We start from the raw sequence: 23,370 nt of genomic DNA on the forward strand, positions 1-23,370 counted from the left end.
AATGACGTGGGCGTCAATCCTGCGGGCGCAGCGGATGCGGCACGGTGTCCTTGGCGCGGATCAGATGGCGACGGAAGATCTCGGCGTAGCTGGCATAGCGATAGCCGCCATTGCGGGTCAGGTATTTCTCGCGATTGGCGAAATAGAGCCCCGGCAGGCGATACCACGGCATCTTGGGGTGCATGTGATGGACGATGTGGAAATTGTTGTTGAGGAAGAGGAAGGCCAGCGGCCCGCGATCCTCGACCACCACCGTGCGCCCGCGCACCAACTCATGCGCCTGATGCTCCAGGAAGGTGCGGATCTTCAGCACGCCAAGCCCCAGATATGCCGCCAGCAGATAGGCCCAGATCGGCATGGGCGAGACCGCGACCAGCCCCAGGATCGCCCCGGTGACGACCCCCTGCCCGAGCCAGGCGCGCAACACCACCCGGTCGCCGCGCAGGATTGCCCTCAGGTCGCCCGCCATGAAGGTGATCTGGCCAAGTGCCGGCCCGATCACGATCCGCCCCAGCAGCGTGTTGTTGATCCGCAGCACCGCTTGCACCACGCGCGGCAAGCGCCGCCAGACGCGCGGATCCTGGTAGTTGCTTTCGGGGTCGTCATAGGGATCGGTCAGGTTGCTGTCGAAGTGATGTGCCAGATGCGTGTCGCGAAACCGCGCATAGGGGATGACGAGGTTCAGAGACGGATAGACCAGCGCCTCGCCCAAGGCACGGCGCCCCGGAAAGGGATGGCCATGCAGCACCTCATGTTGCAGCGACGAATGCAGCGTGATCGCCAGGACCGCCCCCGCGATGGCCAGTGGCAGCCAGACGTCCGGCAACCAGAACAGCGCCAGCCCCCAGGCAAGATATCCACAAGCAATCAATCCCAGAGTCGGCCATTCGACACGCATCGGCACCCGTTCCTTCAACAATTTCAATGATGCAGCGAGGCTGTCCCGGCCCCGTGCTGCCCTCTACCTAACAACCGGAACGGGTATCGGGCAGTCCGAATTTACTCTTCAATTCGCCAACTTTGGTGATAATATCAAACAATGTATGAAATTATCAGCAAATCGGACCGCGCCACCCTCTTCCGCACCCGCCTCGCCAGCGCGTTGCAGATGGCGGGGGTCAGCCGCGCCGGGCTGGCGCGCGCCACCGGGGTCGACCGTTCGACCGTGACGCAATTGCTGACCTCCGAGGATGCGCGGATGCCCGGCGGCCACCTCGTCGCGGGCTGTGCGCAGGCACTGGAGGTCTCGGCGGACTGGCTCCTCGGCCTCTCCGACAGGGCCGAACGCACCGGCAGCCTGCTGGCGACGACAATGGCCGATGCCGAGCGCGCCGGCACCGGCGACGACCGCATCTTCGACTGGCACCGCGAGGCGGCGGGCTACAAGATCCGCCACGTCCCCGCGACCCTGCCCGACATGCTCAAGACGCATGCGGTGATGGAATGGGAATATGGCGATGCGACCGGCAAGTCGGCGGGTCAGGCCATCGCCGCGGCCAGTGCGCGCTATGACTGGATGCGCAGCACCGATTGCGATTACGAAATCGCTTTGCCGGTGCACCGCCTGACCACCTTCGCCAGGGGAGCGGGCTATTTCGAGGGGCTCGCGCCCGCCGCCCGCCGCGAACAGATCGACTGGCTGCGCCAGGTCTATGACCAGCTCTACCCGACGCTGCGGCTGGTGCTCTATGATGCGCGCCGGATCTATTCCGCGCCGATCACCGTCTTCGGCCCCAAGCTGGCGGCGATCTATCTCGGCCGCTACTACGTCGCCTTCCGCGACCGCGACCGGGTGCAGGCCGTGACGCGCAATTTCGACGGTCTGGTGCGCGAAGCCAGCCTGTCGGCCCGCGACATCCCCGACTTCCTGGCAACCTTGCGGGCCGAGATCCCCTGATCCCATCTTCTTGGTCCAAATACTCACCGGCGCAACGCCTGCCCCGCGCGCACCATCCGATCCGTCTCGCCACCGCCAGCCCCGGGGGCCACGCGGCCCGTCGACGGGCCGCATCCGCGCTCGGCCGACCGAGGTCTACCGCGCGCCGATCGCGCCGCCCGCGCGCTCGGGCAGACCGAATGCGTCATGCGCCGCGGCGATGCACGCGATCAGATCGGCCATCTCCGGCGGCGGCGCCGCGGCGCGGCGGGTCTCCAGGCTCACATGCAGGAGCATCTGCTCGCCCGTCGCCACCAGATCGTCGCCGCAATAGAGCGAATGGAACAGGCGCAGCCGCTTGCCCGCCGCGTCCAGCACCTGCGTCACCGCCCGGATACGCGCGCCGATCCGAACCTCGCCCAGATGCCGGATGTGGTTTTCCACCGTGAACCAGCTGCCGCCCGAGGCGATATAGTCCGGCGTCACCCCGACCCATAGCAGGAACCGGTCGCAGGCTTCGGAAATCGCGGTCAGGTAGCGCGCCTCGTTCATGTGATTGTTGTAATCGACCCAATCGGTCGGCACCAAACGGTCCAGCGTCTGCATCGGCACCATCAGGTCCGGGGCCTCGGGCGTGATCGTCGCCTCATGCGCAGCCAGCACCGCCCCCACGGCGGCGCGGCGTGCTTTCAGGCTGCGCATCATGCCGATCAGGTTGCCATCGCGCAAGGTCTCCAGCTCGGCGATGCTCAGATGCCCCGATTGCGCGTCGGATTGGTCGGCGATCCTGTCGATCAACTCCTCGGTCAGCTCCGGCACATCCATCAGCCTGGTCCAGGGCCATGTCAGCGTCGGGCCGAATTGCTCGATGAAATGCCGCATCCCCGCCGGGCCGCCCGCCACGCGGTAGGTCTCGAAGAGGCCCATCTGCCCCCACCTGAGGCCGAACCCCATGCGGATCGCGTCGTCGATCTCCTCGGTCGTGGCCACGCCATCCTTGACCAGCCACAGCGCCTCGCGCCAGACGGCTTCAAGAAACCGGTCGGCGATATGGGCGGGGATCTCGGCGCGCACGCGCAAGGGGAACATGCCGACGCTGCGCAGCACGTCTTCCGCCTTGTCCAGAAGGACCGGATCGGTCTTCCCAGAGCCGACAAGTTCCACCAGCGGCAACAGGTAGACCGGGTTGAACGGGTGCGTGACGACGATCTGCCCGGGCCGCGTGGCGCAGCCCTGCAATTCGGACGGGGTGAAGCCCGAGGTGGAGGAGCCGATTACCGCGTTCGCGTCGCAGACCGCCTGCACCTGGCTGTAGAGCTTGCGCTTCAACTCCAGCCGTTCCGGCACGCTTTCCTGGATCCATTCCGCCCCCGCCACGGCCTCGCTGATCGTGGGATGGAAGCTCAACCGCCCCTCCCCGGGCAGCGCCACGTCATAGAGCGCGGGCAGCGCCGCGCGGGCGCGCTCCAACATGGCGCTAAGCGACTCTTGCGCCGTGGGCGCCGGGTCAAACACCCGCACATCCCACCCCATGAGAAGGAACCGCGCCGCCCATCCGCCGCCGATGACGCCACCGCCCAAGATTGCCGCAACCCGTGCCATCCTAATCTCCAATCGTTTCCGTATGCCCGTCCACGGCCATCGCCTGGCCTGACACCCTGCGCCCCATGTCGGAGGCCAGGAACAGCGCCATATCGGCGATGTCATCGGCCTCCACCCAGGTCTTCATCGACACGCCCTTGACGTAGAGCTGCCGGATCTCGTCCTCGCCGACACCGCGCGCCCTGGCCTCGTTGGCGACCACCCGGTCCATGCGGGGCCCGCTGACCGCACCGGGGCAGAGCGCATTGACCCTTACGCCGGAGGGGCCCAGTTCCATCGCCAGCGTCTTCATCAGCCCGATGATACCCCATTTCGCCACTGCGTAAGGCGCGCGGTAGGGATAACCGAAGAGACCGGCGGTCGATGAGGTCAGCAGAAGCAGCCCCGCCCCCTGCGCCTTCAGAACCGGGGCCGCGCGGCGGCAGGTCAGGAAGGCCCCGTCGAGATTGACGGCAAGCGTGTCTTTCCACCCGCCAAGCGTCAGATCCTCGATCGCGCCCGCAGGCCCGCCGATCCCGGCATTCGCGGCCACCACGTCGAGCCCGCCAAACGCGGCCAGCACCTCGTCGAAGAACGCATCGACCGCGCCCTCCTCCGTCACATCGGCGACGCGGGCCAGGATGCCGGGGTTGGCGGCCTGCATATCCGCCACGGCGCCCGCGTCCACATCGCAGACCGCGACCCGCGCACCTTCCGCCTGGAACCGCTCGGCCATCACCCGGCCGATCCCCGCCGCGCCCGCCGTGATCAATACACGGGCGCCGGACAGCCCCTTCATCCGACCGGATCCCGCTTCACCAGGCCAAGCCGCTTGCGCACCTGGTCCGGGCCGACGACCCGCGCGCCCATGCGCTCGACGATGCCGCGCGCGCGGTCCACCAGTTGTTCATTCGTCGCCAACACGCCCTTTTCCAGCCACAGGTTATCCTCCAGCCCGACGCGCACATGGCCGCCCGCCAGAACCGAGGCCGCGACCATGTTCATCTGGTTGCGTCCCAGTGCGAAGGCCGAGAAGGTCCAGTCATCCGGCACATTGTTGACCATCGCCATCAGCGTATTGAGGTCATCGGGTGCCCCCCAGGGCACGCCCATGCAAAGCTGCACCAGCGCGGGGGCGTCCAGCACGCCCTCCTCGACCAGTTGCTTGGCGAACCACAGGTGGCCGGTGTCGAAGGCCTCGATCTCGGGGCGCACGCCCGCCTCGGTGATCATCTTGCCCATGGCGCGCAGCATGCCGGGCGTGTTGACCATGACGTAATCGGCCTCGGCGAAATTCATCGTGCCGCAATCGAGCGTGCAGATCTCGGGGCGGCATTCGAGGACATGCGCGAGGCGTTCCGACGCCCCCACCATATCGGTGCCGTCACCCGTGGGCAGCGGCTGCTCCACGCCGCCAAGCACCAGGTCGCCGCCCATGCCCGCCGTCAGGTTCAAGACCATGTCGATATCGGCGGCGCGGATGCGGTCTGTGACCTCGCGGTAGAGCTTCGGGTCGCGGCTCGGCACGCCGGTTTCGGGGTCGCGCACATGGCAATGGACGATGGCGGCCCCGGCGCGCGCGGCGGCGATGGCGCTATTCGCGATCTCCTCGGGGCTGCGCGGCACATGCGGCGACCGGTCCTGGGTGCCGCCCGATCCGGTGATGGCGCAGGTGATGAATACGTCGCGCGTGGGGGTCATGGGCATGGGCGGTCTCCTTCGTGATGAGTCGCGCCCATCAAAGGCCAGATTGCAGCCCTTCGCCTTGCGATATACGAAACGGACATGACCGATTCCGCAAGCCTTGAGAAAAAGCCCTTCCGCATCGGGTTGCTGCTCCTGCCCGACAGCAACCTGATGTCGCTGGCCGCCGCGTTGGACCCGTTCCGGGCCGCGAACCGGCGGGCGGGCAAGGCCCTCTATGACTGGCAGGTGCTCAGCCCGCAAGGGGGGGACGTGACGCTGACCACCGGTATCACGCTGCAATCCGACCCGCTGCCGCTGCATGCCGATATGGACCTGCTGATCCTGGTCGCGGGCTTCCGCCTGGACGCCCATGCCACCCCTGCCCTGCGCGCCTGGCTGCGGCAGTTGCGCGCGCGCGGCATCACCTATTGCGGTGTCGATGGCGGGCCCTGGGTGCTGGCGCGGGCGGGGCTGCTCAATGGCCGCCACGCGACCACGCATTGGGAAGACCTGGAGGCGTTCGCCGCCGCCTTTCCAGACCTCACCCCGAGCCGCGACCGCTTTGTCATCGACGGCCCCGCGCTGACCACGGGCGGGGCCGCGCCCTGCCTCGACCTGATGCTGCACCTGATCCGCAAGCATCACGGGGCGGAGCTTGCCGGTCAGGTCGCCAACGCGCTGCTTTATGACCCCGAGGACCGGCCGAGCCCGCAGCGCCTGGTTTCTCAGGCGCGTCTTGCCAGCCTCGCGCCCCCCGTGGCCCGCGCCATCGCGCTGATGGAGGCCGAGATGGAGGAACCGCCCAGCATCGCCGCCATCGCCCGCGCACAAGGGCTGTCGGCGCGGCGGCTGGAGATGCTGTTCCGCCAGCATCTGGACACCGCCCCCGGCACGTTCTTCCTGCGGCTGCGCCTCAGCGAGGCGCGCAGGCTGGCGCTGGATACCGGGCTATCCGTGCAGGAGATCGCGCTGCGCACGGGGTTTTCCGGCCCCTCGACACTGGCCCGCGCCTTTCGGCGGGCGCATGGGCAGTCGATCTCGGCCCTGCGGGCAGAGCGTCAGTAGGGCATGGGATGGGCGCGGTGCGCGGCGGCGATGTCGTCCAGCACCTCCTGGCTGAGGCTCAGGTCGACCGAGGGCAGGATGCGGTCAAGTTGCGCCTCGGTTGTCGCGCCGAAGATGGTCGAGACCGGGAAAGGCCGGGTCTGGATCCAGGCCAGCGACATGGCCACAGGGTCAAGCCCGTGCGTCTCGGCAATCCCCAGATAGGCGTCGATCGCGGGCCCCACCCGGTCGGACCAGCGCCCGCCAAGCTCCGGCACCAGCGACCGGCGCGAGCCCTCGGGCACGTCGCCGCCCTGGTATTTCCCGGTCAGCATCCCGCAGGCCAGCGGCGAGAAGGCCAGAAGCGTCACGCGCTCGTTCACCGCCATTTCCGCCATGTCGGTGTCATAGGCGCGGCAGAGCAGCGAGTATTCGTTCTGCACAGTTTGCACGCGCGGCAGGTTGCGATCCTCGGAGAGCCGCAGCCATTGCGCGGTGCCCCAGGTGGATTCGTTCGACAGCGCGAAATGGCGCAGCTTGCCCTCTTGCACCAGCTTGCCCGCTTCCTCCAGCACCTCGGCCATGTGATCGAGCGTCTGCGCCTTGTCCTGCGTGGACGGGTCATAGCTCCAGTTCTGACGGAAATGGTATGAGCCGCGGTTGGGCCAGTGCAACTGGTAGATGTCGATGTGATCGGTCTGGCAGCGTTTCAGAGAGCCCTCGAAGGCGGCGCGGAAGGTTCTGGCGCTGATCGGCTCACCGGGGCGCATGAAGCGTTCGTTATAGCCGGATATCTTGGTGGCGAGCTGATAGGCCCCGCGCCGCGAGGGGTTGGCCGCGTTCCATTGGCCGATGATCTCCTCGCTGCGGCCGCAGGTCTCGGGCCTGACCGGGTTGACCGGGTACATCTCGGCGCTGTCGATGATGGTGATCCCGGCCTCAAGGCAGCGGTCGATCTGGCGGAACGCATCCTCTGCCGGGGTCTGGGTGCCCCAGGTCATGGTGCCGAGGCACAGTTCCGAAACGGTTTCATTGGTCGATCCAAGGGCAACGCGGCGCATGTCTTTTCCTTATCCGGGCAGGTGCGCCACACCCTAGGGCGGTTCGCGGCAGGTGCAAGCAGATGGGCCCCGGCACCGATTGCCCCGTGAAAGGGCCCGTCTTCCATTGTGCCCCGACCCGAATCCGACGCAGTATCCGTCGCAATCGCACAAGCCCCGCCCGCCCGGCCCGGTCAGCTTGGTGCGAAAGCCCCCTCTCGCACGGACCCCGATGCGCCTTCTCGTTTCCTTCGCCGCCCTGTTCCTGTCGATCTTCCTTCTCCAGATCTCGACCGGCGGGGTCGGCCCGCTGGATGTTCTCTCCGGCGCGCAGCTTGGGTTTTCCAACAGCCAGATCGGCCTGCTCGGCTCGGCCCATTTCCTCGGCTTCTTCATCGGCTGCTGGTTCGCGCCGCGCCTGATGGGCACGGTCGGCCACAGCCGCGCCTTCGCCGCCTTCACGGCTGCGGGGGCCATTGGCCTCTTGGCGCATATGCTGATCGTGGATGCCACGGCCTGGGCCTTGATGCGGGTCGCCTCGGGGCTGTCGGTGGCGGGCTGCTACACCGTGGCCGAGGCCTGGTTGCAGGCCAAGGTCACGAACGAGACGCGCGGGCGGATGATGGGCAGCTACCGGATGGTGGACATGATCGGATCGCTGGTCGCGCAGCTTTTCATCGGCATCCTGGAACCCGCCCATTACGTTTCCTACAATCTGCTCGCGATCCTGAGCTGCGCCGCGCTGCTGCCGCTGACGCTGACCAAGACGACCGAGCCCGAGACGCCCTCGGCGCCGCGCCTGCGCCCCGGTCTGGCCTGGAGGCGGTCGCCCTTGGCGGTTGCGGGCGTGATGGTGGCCGCTGTCTCCTCGGCGTCCTTCCGCATGGTCGGGCCGCTCTACGGGGCCGAGGTTGGCCTGCGCCCCGAACAGATCGCGTTCTTCCTGGCCGCCTTCGTCCTTGGCGGCGCGCTGGCGCAGGTCCCGGTGGGCTGGCTGGCGGATCGCTATGACCGCCGATGGATACTGATCTGGCTGTCGCTGGCTGCCCTGCCCGCCTGTATCGTGACCATCACGACATCGGATATGGGCACCACGGCGGTGATGCTGGCGGCCTTCACCTTCGGGCTGGTGACGATGCCGATCTATTCGGTCTCGGCGGCCCATGCGCATGACTGGGCCGAGGATCACGAGCGGGTGGAGCTTTCTGCCGCGCTGATGTTCTTCTTCGCGCTCGGGGCGATTGTCGCGCCGCTTCTGACCTCGAACCTGATCACCCTCTTTGGGCCCGGCGCGCTTTTCGTCTTCATCTCGGTCGCGCATCTTGTGCTGGTGGTGTTCGGGCTGATCCGGATGCGCCGCCGGGGCACCTCGGGAACCCGCACGCGCTATGTCTGGATCCCGCGCACCAGCTTCAGTGTCGGGCGCATTTTCCGCATGAAATGAGGCGGTTTGCCTGTTCCTTTCAGGCGTTACGCAAAGCCGGGTTTTGTTCCATCACTTCGGAAAAATATTCTTGCGACCCTGCCGGGAACGCATCGCCCATTCGTTGAGTTGTCCAAGCATCAGCGAGCTTGATGAGTAACGAAAGGACAAGACATGAAACGCTTCTTGCTTACGACCGCGACCGCCCTTGTCATCGGCACCAGCGCCTATGGCGCAGCCCATACCGGCGCGTTCTCGGACCTGACTTTTGATGCCGAACGCAACCTCAACGCCTCCGAACTTATCGGGATGCGCGTCTATGCCACCGAGGAGTCGATTGAAGACGGCATGAGCGTCGCCGAGGGCGGCGAGACCGAATGGGACGATATCGGCGAAATCAACGAGATTGTGCTGACCCGCGACGGCGATGTCGAGGCCGTGATCATCGGCGTCGGCGGTTTCCTGGGCATGGGCGAGCGTGACGCCGCCGTCTCCATGGACCAGATCCGCTTTGTCGCGGAAGACGGCGAAGGCGACGACTTCTTCCTCGTGGTGAACGCCAGCGCCGCGGGTGTCCAGGATTCGCCGGAATACGAATTTGCCGGCGACGCGCTTGATATGGCCGAAGAAGACCAGTCCGACGACACCGACATGGCCGAGTCGGACGAGGAAGCGATGCCCGACGCCACGGAAGAAGAGACCGTGCCGATGACCGAGAACCGTCCGATGCTGACGCGGCCCATGGCCGAGCGCGAGGGCTTTACCGAAGCGCCGCGCGACGAGTTGACGGCGGAAGACCTGACCGGCACCAGCGTCTACGGGTCCGACGACGAAGATGTCGGCGAGATCCATTCGCTGATCGTTTCGGAGGATGGCCAGATCGAACGCGCCGTGCTGGATATCGGCGGCTTCCTGGGCCTGGGCGAGCACCGCATCGCCGTGACCCTGGACGAGTTGCAGATCGTGCGCTCGGACGAGGACGGCACCCTGCGCGTCTATATCGACTCGACGCAGGAGGCGCTTGAACAGCAGCCCGAATACGAAGGCTAAGCTCTTCCCATGCTGAAGCACCCGAGGGGGGGCCGGTGGCGACACCGGCCCCCTTCTTGCCGCCTGCCCGCGCCCCCTAGTCCTTGCCCTGCCGATCCGCTACGAGGGGGGCGGCGCAACAAGAAGACGGGCACCCGCACAAGATGACACGTATCCTCATCACCTCGGCGATCCCCTACATCAACGGGATCAAGCATCTGGGCAACCTGGTCGGCAGCCAACTGCCCGCCGACCTTTTCGCACGCTACATGCGCCAGCGCGGCCACGAAGTGCTGTTTCTCTGCGCCACCGATGAACACGGCACCCCCGCCGAACTTGCCGCCGCCAAGGCCGGGAAACCGGTCGCGGAATATTGCGCCGAGATGTGGCAGGTGCAGAAGGATCTGTCCGACGGGTTCCGGCTGAGCTTCGACCATTTCGGTCGCTCCTCCAGCCCGCAGAACCACAAGCTGACGCAGCATTTCGCGGGACGCCTGGCCGAGGCCGGGCTGATCCGCGAGGTGAGCGAGGAACAGGTCTATTCCCATGCCGACAAACGCTTCCTGCCGGATCGCTATATCGAGGGCACCTGCCCGAATTGCGGCTATGACCGCGCGCGCGGCGATCAATGCGAGAACTGCACCAAGCAGTTGGACCCCACCGACCTGATCGACCCGCGCAGCGCGATCTCGGGCTCCACCGACCTGGAAGTGCGCGAGACCAAGCACCTCTACCTGCGCCAGTCCGAAATGCGCGGGCAATTGAACGACTGGATCGACAGCAAGACCGACTGGCCGATCCTGACCACCTCGATCGCCAGGAAATGGCTCAACGATGGCGACGGGCTGCGCGACCGGGGCATCACCCGCGACCTCGACTGGGGCATTCCCGTCAAGAAGGGCGAGGCGGAGTGGCCGGGGATGGAGGGCAAGGTCTTCTATGTCTGGTTCGACGCCCCCATCGAATACATCGCCTGCGCCGCCGAATGGGTCGATGCGGGCAAAGGCGACGACTGGGAACGCTGGTGGCGCGAGGACAAGGGCGCCGAGGATGTCCGTTACGTCCAGTTCATGGGCAAGGACAACGTGCCCTTCCACACGCTGAGCTTTCCCGCCACGATCATGGGCTCGGGCGAGCCCTGGAAGCTGGTCGATTACATCAAGTCGTTCAATTACCTCAATTATGACGGGGGCCAGTTCTCGACCTCCCAGGGCCGCGGCGTCTTCATGGACCAGGCGCTGGAGATCCTGCCCGCCGATTACTGGCGCTGGTGGCTCTTGTCCCATGCGCCCGAAAGCAGCGACAGCGAGTTCACCTGGGAAAACTTCCAGGCCAGCGTGAACAAGGATCTGGCCGATGTGCTTGGCAATTTCGTCAGCCGCGTGACCAAGTTCTGCCGCTCCAAGTTCGGCGAGGTGGTGCCCGAGGGCGGCGAATACGGCGATGCCGAGGTCGCGCTGGTGGCCGAGCTGCAGGGCCGCGTCGATGCCTACCAGGCCCATATGGAGGCGATGGAGGTCCGCAAATCCGCCGCCGAGCTGCGCGCGATCTGGGTGGCGGGCAACGAATACCTGCAAGCCGCCGCCCCCTGGGCCGCCTACAAGGAGGATCCCGACCGCGCGGCGGCCATCGTGCGGCTGTCGCTGAACCTGATCCGGCTTTATGCGGTGTTGTCCGAGCCTTTCATCCCGGACGCGTCGGCGGCGATGCTGGAGGCGATGGGGGCGGCAGGCGCGGACTGGCCCGACACGGTCGGCGAGGCGCTGGCGGCGCTGCCTGCGGGACACGGCTTCACGGTGCCCGACGTGCTCTTCGCCAAGATCACCGACGAGGCGCGCGAGGGCTGGCAGGAAAAATTCGCGGGCCAGCGCGGCTGACGGGCTTTGCCCTTGTTCAGCGCGGGCTGCGCGGGGTAGCGTCGGGGCGCTTGCGGGCGTGATGGAATGGTAGACATATCAGACTTAAAATCTGAAGGGGGTTGCCCCCGTGCGGGTTCGAGTCCCGCCGCCCGCACCACGTCTTGCCTCACGGCGCGCGGCGCCTCCGAGGGGGCGGCCTGACCGGCCGAGGCGCAGTCGCACCTTTGGCTAAGCCGGAAACGGTGGGGCCTGGCACGGGCGCTCGGTCGACCGAGCGCATCCGCGGCCCGTCGACGGGCCGCCCTCAACCCCGCAATCGTTGCAAGAACACGACAGCATCCCTCACCTTTTCGTGCTGACGCGCCGCCGCCGCCGCTTTGCGATTGCAGCCGCCCCGATCTGGCCTTATGTGCCGTGATCCTCGGGCGTCGGACAGCCCCCGTTGGCCATCGCGGCCAAATGCGGCTAGTCTGCGCCTCGATTTTCTGACCACTCGCGGAGACCTCCCGAAATGACGCCATTCGCAGTTGCCGGTGTGCAGATGTATGTCAATGCATTGCAACCCAATGTCGACGGCATGATCCATCGCCTCGACGTCCTCATGGCGCGCTTTCCCTGGACGCAGATGGTGCTGTTCAGCGAACTGGCCCCGTTCGGCCCCCTGACGCGGACGGCCCTGCCCCTGCACAACGACGCCATCGACCGCTTCCGCGAGGCCGCGATCAAGCACAATATCTGGCTCATCCCCGGCTCGATGTTCGAGCGCACCGACGAAGGGCTTGTCTACAACACCTCGACCGTGCTGAACCCGCAGGGCGAGACCGTCGCCACCTACCGCAAGATGTTTCCTTTCCGCCCCTACGAGGCGGGCGTCGAGGCGGGCACCGGGTTCTGCGTCTTCGACGTGCCGGATGTGGGTCGGTTCGGCCTGTCGATCTGCTATGACATCTGGTTCCCCGAAACCACGCGGCAACTGACCAGCCAGGGCGTCGAGGTTCTGCTGCACCCGGTCCTGACCGGCACCACCGACCGCGACGCGGAGCTGGCCATCGCGCGCGCCACGGCGGCGCAGTTCCAGTGCTACGTGGTCGATGTGAACGGGTTGGGCGCGGGCGGCGTCGGGCGCTCCTGCGTCATCGACCCGTCGGCCACGGTGCTGCACCAGTCCGCAGGCCAGGAGGACATGTTCCCGCTGGAGCTGGACCTCAACCAGGTGCGCCGTCAGCGCGAAACCGGCATGAAGGGCCTGGGCCAGGTTCTGAAAAGCTTCCGCGACCGCTCGACCGATTTCCCGGTCTATGACCGCAGCAGCGGAACCGACGCCTACCTGCACCGGTTGGGACCGCTGGAAACCCCCCGCCAGGGTTCGCGCGCGGGCATCTTGCTGGATGAGGGCGGCACCTCGGCCAAGCCGATTGAACCCTACGCACGGCGCAGTCATCCCAACGACCATCAGGAACAGTTCGATCCCGTCAAACAGGGCTAGCTGTTGACCTGACGCTGCAAGTTGTCACTATGAGAGCCTCGTCCGTTGCAAAACAGCGAGGCCAAGACATGCAGTCGATGAGTGACTACTATTCCGCCATCCAACTGAGATCGGATCGGTGGAGCGCCCTGCGGGAGGCCTCGGTGGCCCTCACGCGCGCGGGCAAGGCCAAGGGCTCCGAGGCACAGATCAAGAAGATCAACACGCTCTTCGACTCGCTCGCCCCGATCGAGGCTTACTGGGCCTTTCCCGGTGTGCAGGCCTTCGACCACATCCGGCGCCAGTTCGAGCATCAGAACTACCAGGACGCGGCCTATGCCATCCAGCGCGTGGCACGCGGGCTGGCCACCGGGGCCTATCGCCGCCGCCATGTGCCGCTGGAACGTGGCACGGAAACCGACGATCACGAGGATGAGGCGATCCAGTCGCTGGAGGCGCGCGCGCTGGCCAAGCCCTATTTCGAGGTGATGATCGTCGATGATGTCAACGAGCATCAGGAACGCTGGCTGAAAAGCAACTTTGCCCGGATGCGCCGCATGGAAGACCCGTTTCACTACGAAACGGTCGTCGTGCCCAGTTTGCAGGACGCCCTGATCGGGGTTCTGTTCAACCACAACATCCAGGCCATCGTGGTCCGCCCCGGCCTGATCATGGAATCCAAGATCGAACTGTCCATCCTGACCCGCTACCTGAACCGGGCGGGCGGGATCAACATGATCGAGGCGCTCAGCCCCGAGGATTACGGGCCCGAGCTGTGCCGCCTCATCGCCAGGGTGCGCCCCGAGCTTGACGCCTACCTTGTCACCGATCGGTCGGTCGAGGATATCGCGGGGCTGGACCTCGGTATCTGCCGGCGCGTGTTCTACAATCAGGAGGATTTCCTGGAACTGCACCTGAACATCCTGCGCGGCGTTCAGGCCCGCAACAAGACGCCGTTCTTCACCGCGCTTGTCGAATATTCCAAGCAGCCGACCGGCGTGTTTCACGCCATGCCGATCAGCCGCGGCAAGTCGATCAGCCGCTCGCACTGGATCCAGGACATGGGCGCCTTCTACGGCCCCAACATCTTCCTGGCGGAGACCTCGGCCACCAGCGGAGGGCTCGACAGCCTGCTGGAGCCGCACGGCCCCATCAAGGAGGCGCAGGAACTGGCCAGCCGGGCATTTGGGTCGAAACAGACCTATTTCGCCACCAACGGCACCTCGACCTGCAACAAGATCGTGGTGCAGGCGCTGGTGCGCCCCGGCGATATCGTGCTGGTCGACCGCGATTGCCACAAATCGCACCATTACGGCATGGTGCTGGCGGGCGCGCAGGTGGTCTATCTCGACAGCTATCCGCTCAATGAATACTCGATGTATGGCGCGGTGCCGCTGCGCGAGATCAAGCATCAGCTGTTGCAATTGAAGGCGGCGGGCAAGCTGGACCGGGTGCGGATGCTGCTCCTGACCAACTGCACTTTCGACGGCATCGTCTACAATGTCGAACGGATGATGGAGGAATGTCTGGCGATCAAGCCCGACCTCGTCTTTCTCTGGGACGAGGCCTGGTTCGCCTTCGCGCGCTTCGGGCCCACCTACCGGCAGCGCACCGCGATGAACGCGGCCAACACCCTGCGCGAGCGCCTCCGCACCGAGGACCACGCCACCGCCTACGCGGCGCAGCAAGAAGAGTTGAAGGATGCCGACGAGGAGGCGCTGCTTTCGACGCGGCTTCTGCCGCCGCCGGGGGCACGGGTCCGGGTCTATGCGACGCAATCGACCCACAAGACACTGACTTCGCTGCGCCAAGGCTCGATGATCCATGTCAACGACCAGGACTTCAAGGGCGAGGTGGAGGCGAGTTTCCACGAGGCCTACATGACCCATACCTCGACCTCGCCCAATTACCAGATCATCGCCAGTCTCGACGTGGGCCGACGGCAAGTGGAGCTTGAAGGTTTCGAATTCGTCCAGCGCCAGGTCGAGGCCGCGATGGCGATGCGCCGGGCCATCTCGACCCATCCGCTGCTGAAGAAATACTTCAAGGTTCTGGCGGCGGGCGACATGATCCCCGAAGCCTACCGCGAAAGCGGGGTCACCAGCTATTATGACCCCGAACAGGGCTGGACCGATATCTGGGATTGCTGGGAAAAGGACGAGTTTGTCCTCGATGCCACCCGCGTGACGCTGGCCGTCGGCGGGACCGGTTGGGACGGCGATACGTTCAAGACCGATATCCTGATGGATAAATACGGCATCCAGATCAACAAGACCTCGCGCAATACCGTGTTGTTCATGACCAATATCGGCACCACGCGCTCATCGGTGGCCTACCTGATCGAGGTGCTGGTCGAGATCGCCAAGGAACTGGACGAGCTTCTGGACGATGCGTCGATGATGGAGAAACGCGGCTTTGAAAAGCGCGTCTCGAACCTCATGCACGACCTGCCGCCGCTGCCCGATTTCAGCCGCTTCCACGATGCCTTCCGCACCGACCAGGTGACCAGCGAAGGCGACATAAGATCGGCCTTCTTCCTCAGTTATGACGAGAAGAATTGCGATTACCTGGAACTGGACGGCTCGATCAAGGAGGCAATGGAAAGCGGCGATGACGTGGTCTCGGCCTCGTTCATCATCCCCTACCCGCCCGGATTTCCGATCCTGGTGCCGGGACAGGTGGTCAGCAAGGAGATCCTGTCTTTCATGCGCGCGCTGGATGTCAGCGAGATCCACGGCTACCGCGACGATCTGGGGCTGCGCGTGTTCACCCAGAAGGCCCTGAAACAGCAGGCCAGGACCAATGCGGCGCGTCTGAAGCTGAACGACGCGCGTCACAAATAGGACCAAGAGGGAGAAATATCATGGCCAAAGCCAGCCTGAACAACATGTCAGAGATCCGGCGCCACTTTCACCGCAACGAGGATCCGATCTACTTCATCTCGGCGACCAATTTCAACCTGTTGGGGTTGGATGAGTGGTGCAAGAACTTCAAGTATATCTGCTATATCGACTGCTATGGCGGCAAGCATCCCAACGTGTTCTGCCCCTCGGAACAGCCCCATGCCGAATTCCAGTCGATCGAGGATATCAACAACTACCTGTTGCAGCACAAGGAGGTCATCGACCTGATCAAGCGGCGCGGCGGCAAGCCGAAATTCGTCTTCCTGATGTTCGACGAGGAGACCGAGCGCCTGTCAAAGGAACTGGGCGCGGATGTGTGGTTTCCCAAGGCCAAGCTGCGCCAGTCGATGGACAACAAGATCGAGACCGTGCGCATCGGTAACAAGGCGGGCGTGCCCTCGGTGCCCAACGTGCTGGCCGAGGTCAAGGATTACGAGGACCTCAGGAAGACCTGCGAAAAGGCCGGGATCGGTCATGACCTGGTGCTGCAATCGGCCTTCGGCGACAGCGGCCACACCACCTTCTTCATCAAGTCCGAGGCCGATTTCCGCCGCCACGCGCATGAGATCGTCGGCGAGGGCGAGATCAAGATCATGAAGCGGATCGACTGCCGCGGCTCGGCGATCGAGGCCTGCGCCACCAAGGAAGGCACCATCGTCGGCCCGCTGATGACCGAGCTTGTCGGCTTCAAGGAGCTGACCCCCTATCGCGGCGGCTGGTGCGGCAACGAGATTTTCTCGACCGCCTTCCCGCCCAAGGTCCGTCAGAAGGCGCGCGAGCTGACCTTCAAATTCGGTGAACAACTGCGCAAGGAAGGCTATCGCGGCTATTTCGAGCTGGATTTCCTGATCGACAAGAAGACCAACGACATCTGGCTTGGCGAATTGAACCCGCGCATCACCGGCGCGTCCTCGATGACCAATCACGCGGCCTTCGCCCATGCCGATGCGCCGCTTTTCCTGTTTCACCTGCTGGAGTTCTCGAAGAAGAAATTCAACCTCGACGTGGAGGAATTGAACCAGCGTTGGGCCGATCCGAACATGATCGACAGCTGGAGCCAGATGGTGATCAAGCACACCGACGACACTGTCGACATCGCCACTCAGGTGCCCGAGACCGGAATCTACAAGATGAACGAGGATGGCAGCATCAGTTTCGACCGGTTCGACTATCACCGCCGCGCCGTCGAAAGCGAGAACGAGGCGTTTTTCCTGCGCATCCTGCAACCGGGCGATTACCGCTACGAGGGGGCCGATATCGGCATCGTCGTGACGCGCGGGCGGTCGATGACGCAGGGCTTCAAGCTGACCGAACGGGCCAAGCGCTGGATTCACGGCATCAAGCAGGGTGTCGATGGCCGCCCGCTGCCGGTGGCCGAGGCGGGGCCTGCGCTGGCGGACCCGGCTTTCAAGATCATGTAGCCCCCGGCAAGGCATGCAACTGAACTGGCGCGCCATATCGGAAAGCGAACCCGGCCCCATCTGGGCCGGGTTGTTTCACGAATACTGGCCCGACTACCATCGCTGGTGGGTCCGGGAAGGGGCCGAGGCGCGCCCCGGATACTGGGACAGCGTTAAGGCCCTCAAGGCGCATATGCCGGAGATGACGCCGCTTTATGACCGGCTCTGCGAGTTGGCGGGCGGCACCGATCACGCGGCGCGCTTCCTGTCTTTCTACTGCCCGCCACCCTATCTGTCTGGGTGCAGTCAGGCGATCTGGCCCGGCGCCGAACCGATGCTGGTGCGCAATTACGACTATTCCCCCCACGCCTTCGACAGCCTGATCCTGCACACAGCCTGGCAGGGGCGGCGCGTGATGGGGACAAGTGACGGGCTCTGGGGGCTGGTCGATGGCATCAACGATGCGGGGCTTGCGGTGTCGCTGACCTTCGGCGGCCGCCGGGTCGTGGGCGACGGGTTCGGCGTGCCGCTGATCCTGCGCTACGTGTTGCAGACCTGCGAGACCGCGAAGGAGGCGGGCGAGGTCCTGCGCCGCGTGCCCACGCATATGAGCTACAACGTCACCGTGGTCGATGCCCAACGCCGCTACCTGACCGCGCTGATGGCCCCCGACCGCGCCACCCTGATCACCGGCGCGGCGGTCGCGACCAACCACCAGGAACGCGTCGAATGGGCCAGCCACGCGCGGTTCACGGCCACGGTGGAACGCGAGCGCTTCTTGCTGCAACGCCTGACCCTGCATGTCGAACCGCAGGAGAAATTCATCAAGGCGTTCCTGCGCCCGCCGCTCTATTCCACGGCCTTCACGCAGGGCTTCGGCACGCTCTACACGGCGGTCTACCGGCCCCGGAAACAGACGCTCGAGGTCCATTGGCCAAGGGCACGGTGGGAGTTGAGCCTGAAGGATTTCCAGGACGGCGCGCGGCAGATCATCACGCCCGAACACGCGGTGTGACGCCCGCATGATCGACCATGGCATATTCGACTACATCATCGTCGGCGCGGGCTCGGCCGGGTGCGTGCTGGCCAACCGCCTGTCGGAAGACCCCGCCACCCGCGTCCTGCTGCTGGAGGCGGGGGGCAAGGACAATTACATCTGGACCAGGATCCCGGTGGGCTACCTCTATTGCATCGGCAACCCGCGCACCGACTGGATGTACCGGACAGAGGCCGAGCCGGGGCTTGGCGGGCGGTCGATCCTCTACCCGCGTGGCCGGGTTCTGGGCGGCTGCTCCTCGATCAACGGCATGATCTACATGCGCGGACAGGCGCGCGATTACGACCTGTGGCGGCAGATGGGCAATGTGGGCTGGGGGTGGGAGGATGTGCTGCCCCTCTTCCGCAAGTCGCAGGACCATTTCCGGGGCGCAAGCGAGATCCACGGCGCGGGTGGCAATTGGCGGGTGGAGGAGCCGCGCCTGTCCTGGGAGATCCTCGATGCCTTCGCCGATGCGGCCGAGGCGGCGGGCATTCCGAAGACCGCGGATTTCAACACCGGCAACAATGAGGGCGTCGGCTATTTCCAGGTCAACCAGCGGCGCGGCTGGCGCTGGTCGCTGGCCAGCGCCTTCCTGAAACCCGCGAAGGGGCGGCGCAACCTGAATGTGATCACCGGGGCCGAGGCCGAGCGGCTGATCCTCGACGGCCCGCGCGCCACGGGCGTGCGGTTCCGCAAGAACGGCCAGCCCGCGCAGGCGTCGGCGCGGCGCGACGTGATCCTGTCGGCAGGCGCGATCAACTCGCCGAAACTGATGATGCTCTCGGGGCTCGGCCCCGGCGCGCATCTGGCGGGGATGGGGATAGAGGTGGCGCGCGAAATCCCCGATCTCGGGGCCAACCTGCAAGATCATCTGCAACTGCGCTGCGCCTACCGGGTCGAGGGCGTGGTGACGCTGAACCAGCTCTCCTCCACATGGCGCGGCAAGGCGGGGATCGCGCTGGAATACGCGCTGAGGCGCTCCGGCCCGATGTCGATGGCGCCGTCGCAGCTTGGCGCCTTCGCCCGGTCAGGGCCGGAGGTCGAGACGCCCGACCTGGAATACCATGTCCAGCCGCTCAGCCTCGCGGCCTTCGGCGGCGACCTGGACCCGTTCCCGGCCTTCACGGCCTCGGTCTGCCACCTGCGCCCGACCAGTCGCGGCACCGTGCGGCTGGCCTCGCCCCACGCTGACGTCCACCCCGCGATTGCGCCGAATTACCTGTCGACGGAAGCCGACCGGCAGGTCGCCGCCCGCGCGATCCGGCTGACGCGGGAGATCGTCAGGCAGGCCCCGCTGGCGCGCTACCGGCCCGAGGAATTGCGGCCCGGCGCGGCGTTCTCCACGGATGCGGAGCTGATCGAGGCGGCGGGCCAGATCGGCACCACCATCTTCCACCCGGTCGGCACCGCCCGCATGGGCACCGATGACCGCGCCGTGGTGGACCCGGAACTGCGCGTCCGGGGCATCGACGGGCTGCGCGTGGTCGATGCGTCGGTCATGCCGACGATCACCTCGGGCAACACCAACGCGCCCGTGGTGATGATTGCCGAAAAGGCCGCGCAAATGATCACCTCGAACGACTGATCCCGCGCCCCACTTCTTTGTTCTGAAAATATCCCAGGGGGGTGCGGGGGGACAGCGTCCCCCCGCCGGTCGCCGCGCAAGCGGCGACACCGATCAGAAAAACGCCTGCAACCCCGTCTGCGCCCGCCCCAGGATCAGCGCGTGAACGTCATGCGTGCCCTCGTAGGTGTTCACCGTCTCAAGGTTCATCATGTGGCGGATCACCTGGAACTCCTCGGAGATCCCGTTGCCGCCATGCATGTCGCGGGCCATGCGCGCGATCTCCAGTGCCTTGCCGCAATTGTTGCGCTTGATCAGGCTGATCATCTCGGGCGCGGCGCGCGCCTCGTCCATCAGCCGCCCCACCCTCAATGCCGCCTGCAACCCCAACGTGATCTCGGTCTGCATATCGGCCAGCTTCTTCTGGAAAAGCTGCGTCTGTGCCAGCGGTTTCCTGAACTGCTTGCGGTCCAGCCCGTATTGCCGCGCGCCATGCCAGCAGAACTCGGCCGCGCCCATCACGCCCCAGGCAATGCCGTAGCGCGCCCGGTTGAGGCAGCCGAACGGGCCTTTCAGCCCCTCCACATTGGGCAGCAGCGCGTCTTCCCCGACCTCAACCCCATCCATCACGATCTCACCCGTGACGCTCGCACGCAGGCTCTGCTTCCCACCGATCTTGGGCGCGGAAAGGCCCTTCAGGCCCTTCTCCAGAACGAAGCCCCGGATCTTGCCGTCATGCGCATCCGACTTGGCCCAGACCACGAAGACATCGGCAATCGGCGCGTTGGAGATCCACATCTTGGAGCCCGACAGGCGATAGCCGCCTTCCGTCTTCTCGGCCCGCGTCTTCATGCCGCCGGGGTCCGAGCCTGCATCGGGTTCCGTCAGCCCGAAACAGCCGATCAGCGAGCCGTCACACAGGCCCGGCAGGTATTTCTGGCGCTGCTCCTCGGACCCATAGGCATAGATCGGGTAGATCACGAGGGAGGACTGCACCGACATCATCGAGCGATAGCCGCTGTCCACGCGCTCCACCTCGCGCGCGATCAGCCCGTAGGTGACATATCCCGCGCCAAGCCCGCCATATTCCTCGGGCAGGGTCGCGCCAAGCAGGCCCGCCTGCCCCATCTCGGGGAAGATCTCGGGCGCGACGGTTTCCCTGGCATAGGCGTCGATCACGCGGGGTTGCAGCTTGGATTGCGCGAACTCCGTCGCCGCGTCGCGCAGCATCCGTTCTTCCTCGGTCAGTTGCGCCTCCAAGAGGAACGGATCGTCCCAGGTGAAGGATCCCAGATCGGGGGCGTCTTTGGCTTTCAGCGTCATGTCATCGTCTTTCGGTTGGGTCGCGTCCTGGAATGGCACAGGCGGTGGTGTCTTGCAATTTGGACGATCCCGGCAAATTGCCGGATCGGATCAGCCCGCCTCGGGCAGGAACACGCGGCGGATCAGGCGGGCGAGGTCGGCACGGGTGTCAGCACGCGTCATGGTATCTTGCGCGTCCTCCACCTCGGCGGGGTCCAGCACGCTGCCCTTGCGCGCATCCAGAAGCGCCGAGGCGTAGGGTTTCGAGAACTCAGGATGGCCCTGCACGGTGATGGCGAAGCCGGGATACCAGAGCGCGCCATAGGGGCAGAAGGCGGTCGAGGCGATGGCCTCGGCCCCCGGAGGTGCCACCTCGACCTGGTCCTGGTGGTAGGCTTGCAGCGACAGCTTCGCAGGTTCTTCCCCGAGCGCCTCGGGCCAGTTGAGCGGGCCGTAATCATGGATGCCGAGCCCCCACCCTTTCGAGGATTTGCGCACCACCCCGCCAAGCGCCTGCGCCATGATCTGGTGGCCGAAACAGATGCCCACCATGGGGCGGCCCGCGTCGCGCGCGGCGCGGATGAACTCCTCCAGAGGCGGGATCCAGTCGTGGTCCTCGTAAGCGCCGAATTTCGATCCCGTGATCACCCAGAGATCCGCCTCCTCCGGCGCGTCGGGCAACACGCCCTTCAGCACCGCGTAACTGCGATAGGTCACACCGTCACGCCCAAGCCAATCGGCGACCATTCCGGGGTAGTCGCCATAATCGGCCAGTTCCTCGGGCGGGCGACCGGTTTCCAGAACGCCGATGATGGGAGTTTTTGCCATGATCTATCCTCGATCCTGTAGCCCGTATAGCCGGTAGGCGACCGGCAGCACCAGCCGCCGAAAGCGGCCGAGTTCAAAGCGTTTGAGCGGCCTCAGCATCGCCGCCGGTGTCGCGGGGCCGTCGCCGGTGATCTGTGCCGCAAGCAGCCGCCCCGCATAGCTGCCCATCGCCACCCCGTTGCCGTGGTAACACATCGCGCCATAGGCCCCCTCCATCCCCGGAACGGGTCCGGCAAAGGGCATGAGGTCGCGCGCGAGGGCAAGCAGGCCGGACCAGAAATGCGGCGTCTCGACGTGACGCCATTCGGGGAACATCCGCTCGAAATCGGCGCGCGCGGTGGCGCGGGTGGCGGCGTGGCTGGCTTGCGTCGTGCGCATCGCCCCGCGCAGGCCGAAGAGCATCCGCTTGTCGGGCATCAGGCGGAAATAATGCAGCAGGTGGCGTGTGTCATAGCACATCTGAGGACTGGTCCAGCCTTGCGCGGACAGCTCCGCATCGCTCAGGGGTCGCGTGACAAGAATATTGGATTGCACCGGCAGGTAGCGGCCCGCGAACCAGCCCGGCAGGTCATCGCGGCTGTAACCGTTGGTGGCGAAGATCACCTGCTTGGCCCGCAGCTCGCCCCGTTCGGTGCGCAGGACATAATCGCCGTCATGGGTCAGGGCGATGAGGGCGGAGGCCCCGAAGAGCCGCACGCCCGCGCGCACCGCCGCCCGGGCCAGACCAAGCATATATGACATCGGGTTGAGCGCGAAGCCGATCGGCGTCGTCAGCGCGCCGTGGAACTCGGGGCTGGCAAGGCCATGCTCGGCCAGTGCCTCCCTCGGGATGAAACGCGACTCCACCCCCTGCCAGTGCCGCATCCGCTCGGCCACCTCGTGCAACCCGGTCACGTCGCGCGCCCGGTGCGCCAGCAGGGTCTCGCCTTGCGAATGGGTGTCGGCCTCGATCCCGTGCGCCTCCAGCAGCCCCGCCACATGATCCACCGCCGCGCGTTCGGCACGGGCGTAGTCGCGCGCGCCATCCTCGCCGGCCAGCGCCCTGATCTTGTCCGGTCCCGCCTTGGCCCCGCCGAGACAGCAGAACCCGCCATTGCGCCCCGACGCCCCCCATCCCGGCTGTTCGGCCTCCAGCACCACCACGTCGCGCCCTGCCTCGGCCAGCGCCAGCGCGGCGTTGAGGCCGGTATAGCCCGCGCCGATCACCGCCACATCGGCGCGCGCGGACCCTTCCAGGGGGCCATGCTGCGGGATGTCCGCGACCGTCTCGCGCCAAAAACATTCTGCAATCGGCGCGGGGCCATAGGCCATGTCTTCGTAAACGCGCATGA

Annotated in this window: 18 protein-coding genes and 1 tRNA gene; 11 read left to right on the top strand and 8 right to left on the bottom strand. The window is 65.8% G+C overall.

Going from position 1 to position 23,370, the window contains the following annotated elements; translation table 11 throughout:
* Positions 1-13: 13 nt before the first annotated feature.
* Positions 14-898: a fatty acid desaturase gene (locus AC13C7_RS10110; protein WP_446118590.1), complete on the bottom strand. Its 885-nt coding sequence runs from the start codon at positions 896-898 to the stop codon at positions 14-16.
* 141 nt (positions 899-1,039) lie between these two features.
* Between AC13C7_RS10110 and AC13C7_RS10115 the strand changes: the two genes are divergently transcribed.
* A complete protein-coding gene (locus tag AC13C7_RS10115; RefSeq protein ID WP_482867388.1) occupies positions 1,040-1,897 on the top strand; it encodes a helix-turn-helix domain-containing protein in 858 nt (285 codons plus the stop codon).
* Between the two features lie 135 nt (positions 1,898-2,032).
* Here the strand turns inward: AC13C7_RS10115 and AC13C7_RS10120 are convergent, their stop codons facing one another.
* Genes AC13C7_RS10120 through AC13C7_RS10130 form a run of 3 tightly spaced genes read right to left on the bottom strand, consistent with a single transcriptional unit; the run spans position 2,033 to position 5,164 of the window.
* Entirely contained in the window at positions 2,033-3,478 is a 1,446-nt protein-coding gene (locus AC13C7_RS10120; RefSeq protein ID WP_482867389.1) for a carnitine 3-dehydrogenase, read from the bottom strand.
* 1 nt (position 3,479) lies between these two features.
* Positions 3,480-4,256 carry an SDR family oxidoreductase gene (locus AC13C7_RS10125; RefSeq protein ID WP_446118596.1) on the bottom strand — a complete coding sequence of 259 codons (777 nt, stop codon included), beginning with the start codon at positions 4,254-4,256 and terminating at the stop codon, positions 3,480-3,482.
* Positions 4,253-5,164, bottom strand: coding sequence for a beta-keto acid cleavage family enzyme (locus AC13C7_RS10130; protein WP_172317080.1), 912 nt, complete (start codon positions 5,162-5,164; stop codon positions 4,253-4,255). The genes AC13C7_RS10125 and AC13C7_RS10130 overlap by 4 nt, the downstream gene beginning before the upstream one ends.
* Positions 5,165-5,242: 78 nt before the next feature.
* On the opposite strand from AC13C7_RS10130, the gene AC13C7_RS10135 reads away from it, so the two are divergent.
* Entirely contained in the window at positions 5,243-6,208 is a 966-nt protein-coding gene (locus AC13C7_RS10135; RefSeq protein ID WP_172317078.1) for a GlxA family transcriptional regulator, read from the top strand.
* Here the strand turns inward: AC13C7_RS10135 and AC13C7_RS10140 are convergent.
* Entirely contained in the window at positions 6,202-7,248 is a 1,047-nt protein-coding gene (locus AC13C7_RS10140) for an aldo/keto reductase (RefSeq protein WP_172317076.1), read from the bottom strand. The genes AC13C7_RS10135 and AC13C7_RS10140 overlap by 7 nt on opposite strands.
* A 211-nt stretch (positions 7,249-7,459) precedes the next feature.
* Here AC13C7_RS10140 and AC13C7_RS10145 point away from each other — a divergent pair, with 211 nt between their 5' ends.
* The 9 genes from AC13C7_RS10145 to AC13C7_RS10185 all read left to right on the top strand — a co-directional run bounded on the left by AC13C7_RS10145 (position 7,460) and on the right by AC13C7_RS10185 (position 19,930).
* Positions 7,460-8,671, top strand: a complete 1,212-nt coding sequence (locus AC13C7_RS10145; RefSeq protein ID WP_172317074.1) for an MFS transporter — start codon at positions 7,460-7,462, stop codon at positions 8,669-8,671.
* A gap of 153 nt (positions 8,672-8,824) precedes the next feature.
* Positions 8,825-9,700, top strand: coding sequence for a PRC-barrel domain-containing protein (locus tag AC13C7_RS10150; RefSeq protein WP_446170602.1), 876 nt, complete (start codon positions 8,825-8,827; stop codon positions 9,698-9,700).
* A 143-nt stretch (positions 9,701-9,843) separates the two neighbouring features.
* The gene (gene metG / locus AC13C7_RS10155) at positions 9,844-11,556 is read left to right on the top strand and encodes a methionine--tRNA ligase (protein ID WP_482867390.1); all 1,713 of its coding nucleotides are present in this window, start codon (positions 9,844-9,846) and stop codon (positions 11,554-11,556) included.
* A gap of 52 nt (positions 11,557-11,608) precedes the next feature.
* Positions 11,609-11,695, top strand: a tRNA-Leu gene (locus AC13C7_RS10160).
* 354 nt (positions 11,696-12,049) lie between these two features.
* Positions 12,050-13,024: a carbon-nitrogen hydrolase family protein gene (locus AC13C7_RS10165; RefSeq protein WP_482867391.1), complete on the top strand. Its 975-nt coding sequence runs from the start codon at positions 12,050-12,052 to the stop codon at positions 13,022-13,024.
* A 68-nt stretch (positions 13,025-13,092) separates the two neighbouring features.
* A complete protein-coding gene (locus AC13C7_RS10170; protein WP_482867392.1) occupies positions 13,093-15,846 on the top strand; it encodes an aminotransferase class I/II-fold pyridoxal phosphate-dependent enzyme in 2,754 nt (917 codons plus the stop codon).
* A gap of 20 nt (positions 15,847-15,866) precedes the next feature.
* A complete protein-coding gene (locus tag AC13C7_RS10175; protein ID WP_172317064.1) occupies positions 15,867-17,327 on the top strand; it encodes a biotin carboxylase in 1,461 nt (486 codons plus the stop codon).
* Between the two features lie 13 nt (positions 17,328-17,340).
* Entirely contained in the window at positions 17,341-18,321 is a 981-nt protein-coding gene (locus AC13C7_RS10180; RefSeq protein WP_482867393.1) for a C45 family autoproteolytic acyltransferase/hydrolase, read from the top strand.
* A gap of 7 nt (positions 18,322-18,328) precedes the next feature.
* Positions 18,329-19,930 (top strand): GMC family oxidoreductase, encoded by a 1,602-nt coding sequence (locus AC13C7_RS10185; protein ID WP_482867394.1) that lies wholly within the window; start codon positions 18,329-18,331, stop codon positions 19,928-19,930.
* 93 nt (positions 19,931-20,023) lie between these two features.
* On the opposite strand, the gene AC13C7_RS10190 is transcribed toward AC13C7_RS10185, so the two are convergent.
* From AC13C7_RS10190 to AC13C7_RS10200, 3 genes are all read right to left on the bottom strand, one after another.
* Positions 20,024-21,232, bottom strand: a complete 1,209-nt coding sequence (locus tag AC13C7_RS10190; protein WP_482867395.1) for an acyl-CoA dehydrogenase — start codon at positions 21,230-21,232, stop codon at positions 20,024-20,026.
* A 90-nt stretch (positions 21,233-21,322) separates the two neighbouring features.
* The gene (locus AC13C7_RS10195; protein ID WP_172317056.1) at positions 21,323-22,039 is read right to left on the bottom strand and encodes a type 1 glutamine amidotransferase; all 717 of its coding nucleotides are present in this window, start codon (positions 22,037-22,039) and stop codon (positions 21,323-21,325) included.
* Positions 22,040-22,042: 3 nt separating this feature from the next.
* A complete protein-coding gene (locus tag AC13C7_RS10200) occupies positions 22,043-23,368 on the bottom strand; it encodes an NAD(P)/FAD-dependent oxidoreductase (protein ID WP_482867396.1) in 1,326 nt (441 codons plus the stop codon).
* Positions 23,369-23,370: the final 2 nt, after the last annotated feature.

The sequence above is a fragment of the Alterinioella sp. B-7 genome (assembly GCF_056857775.1).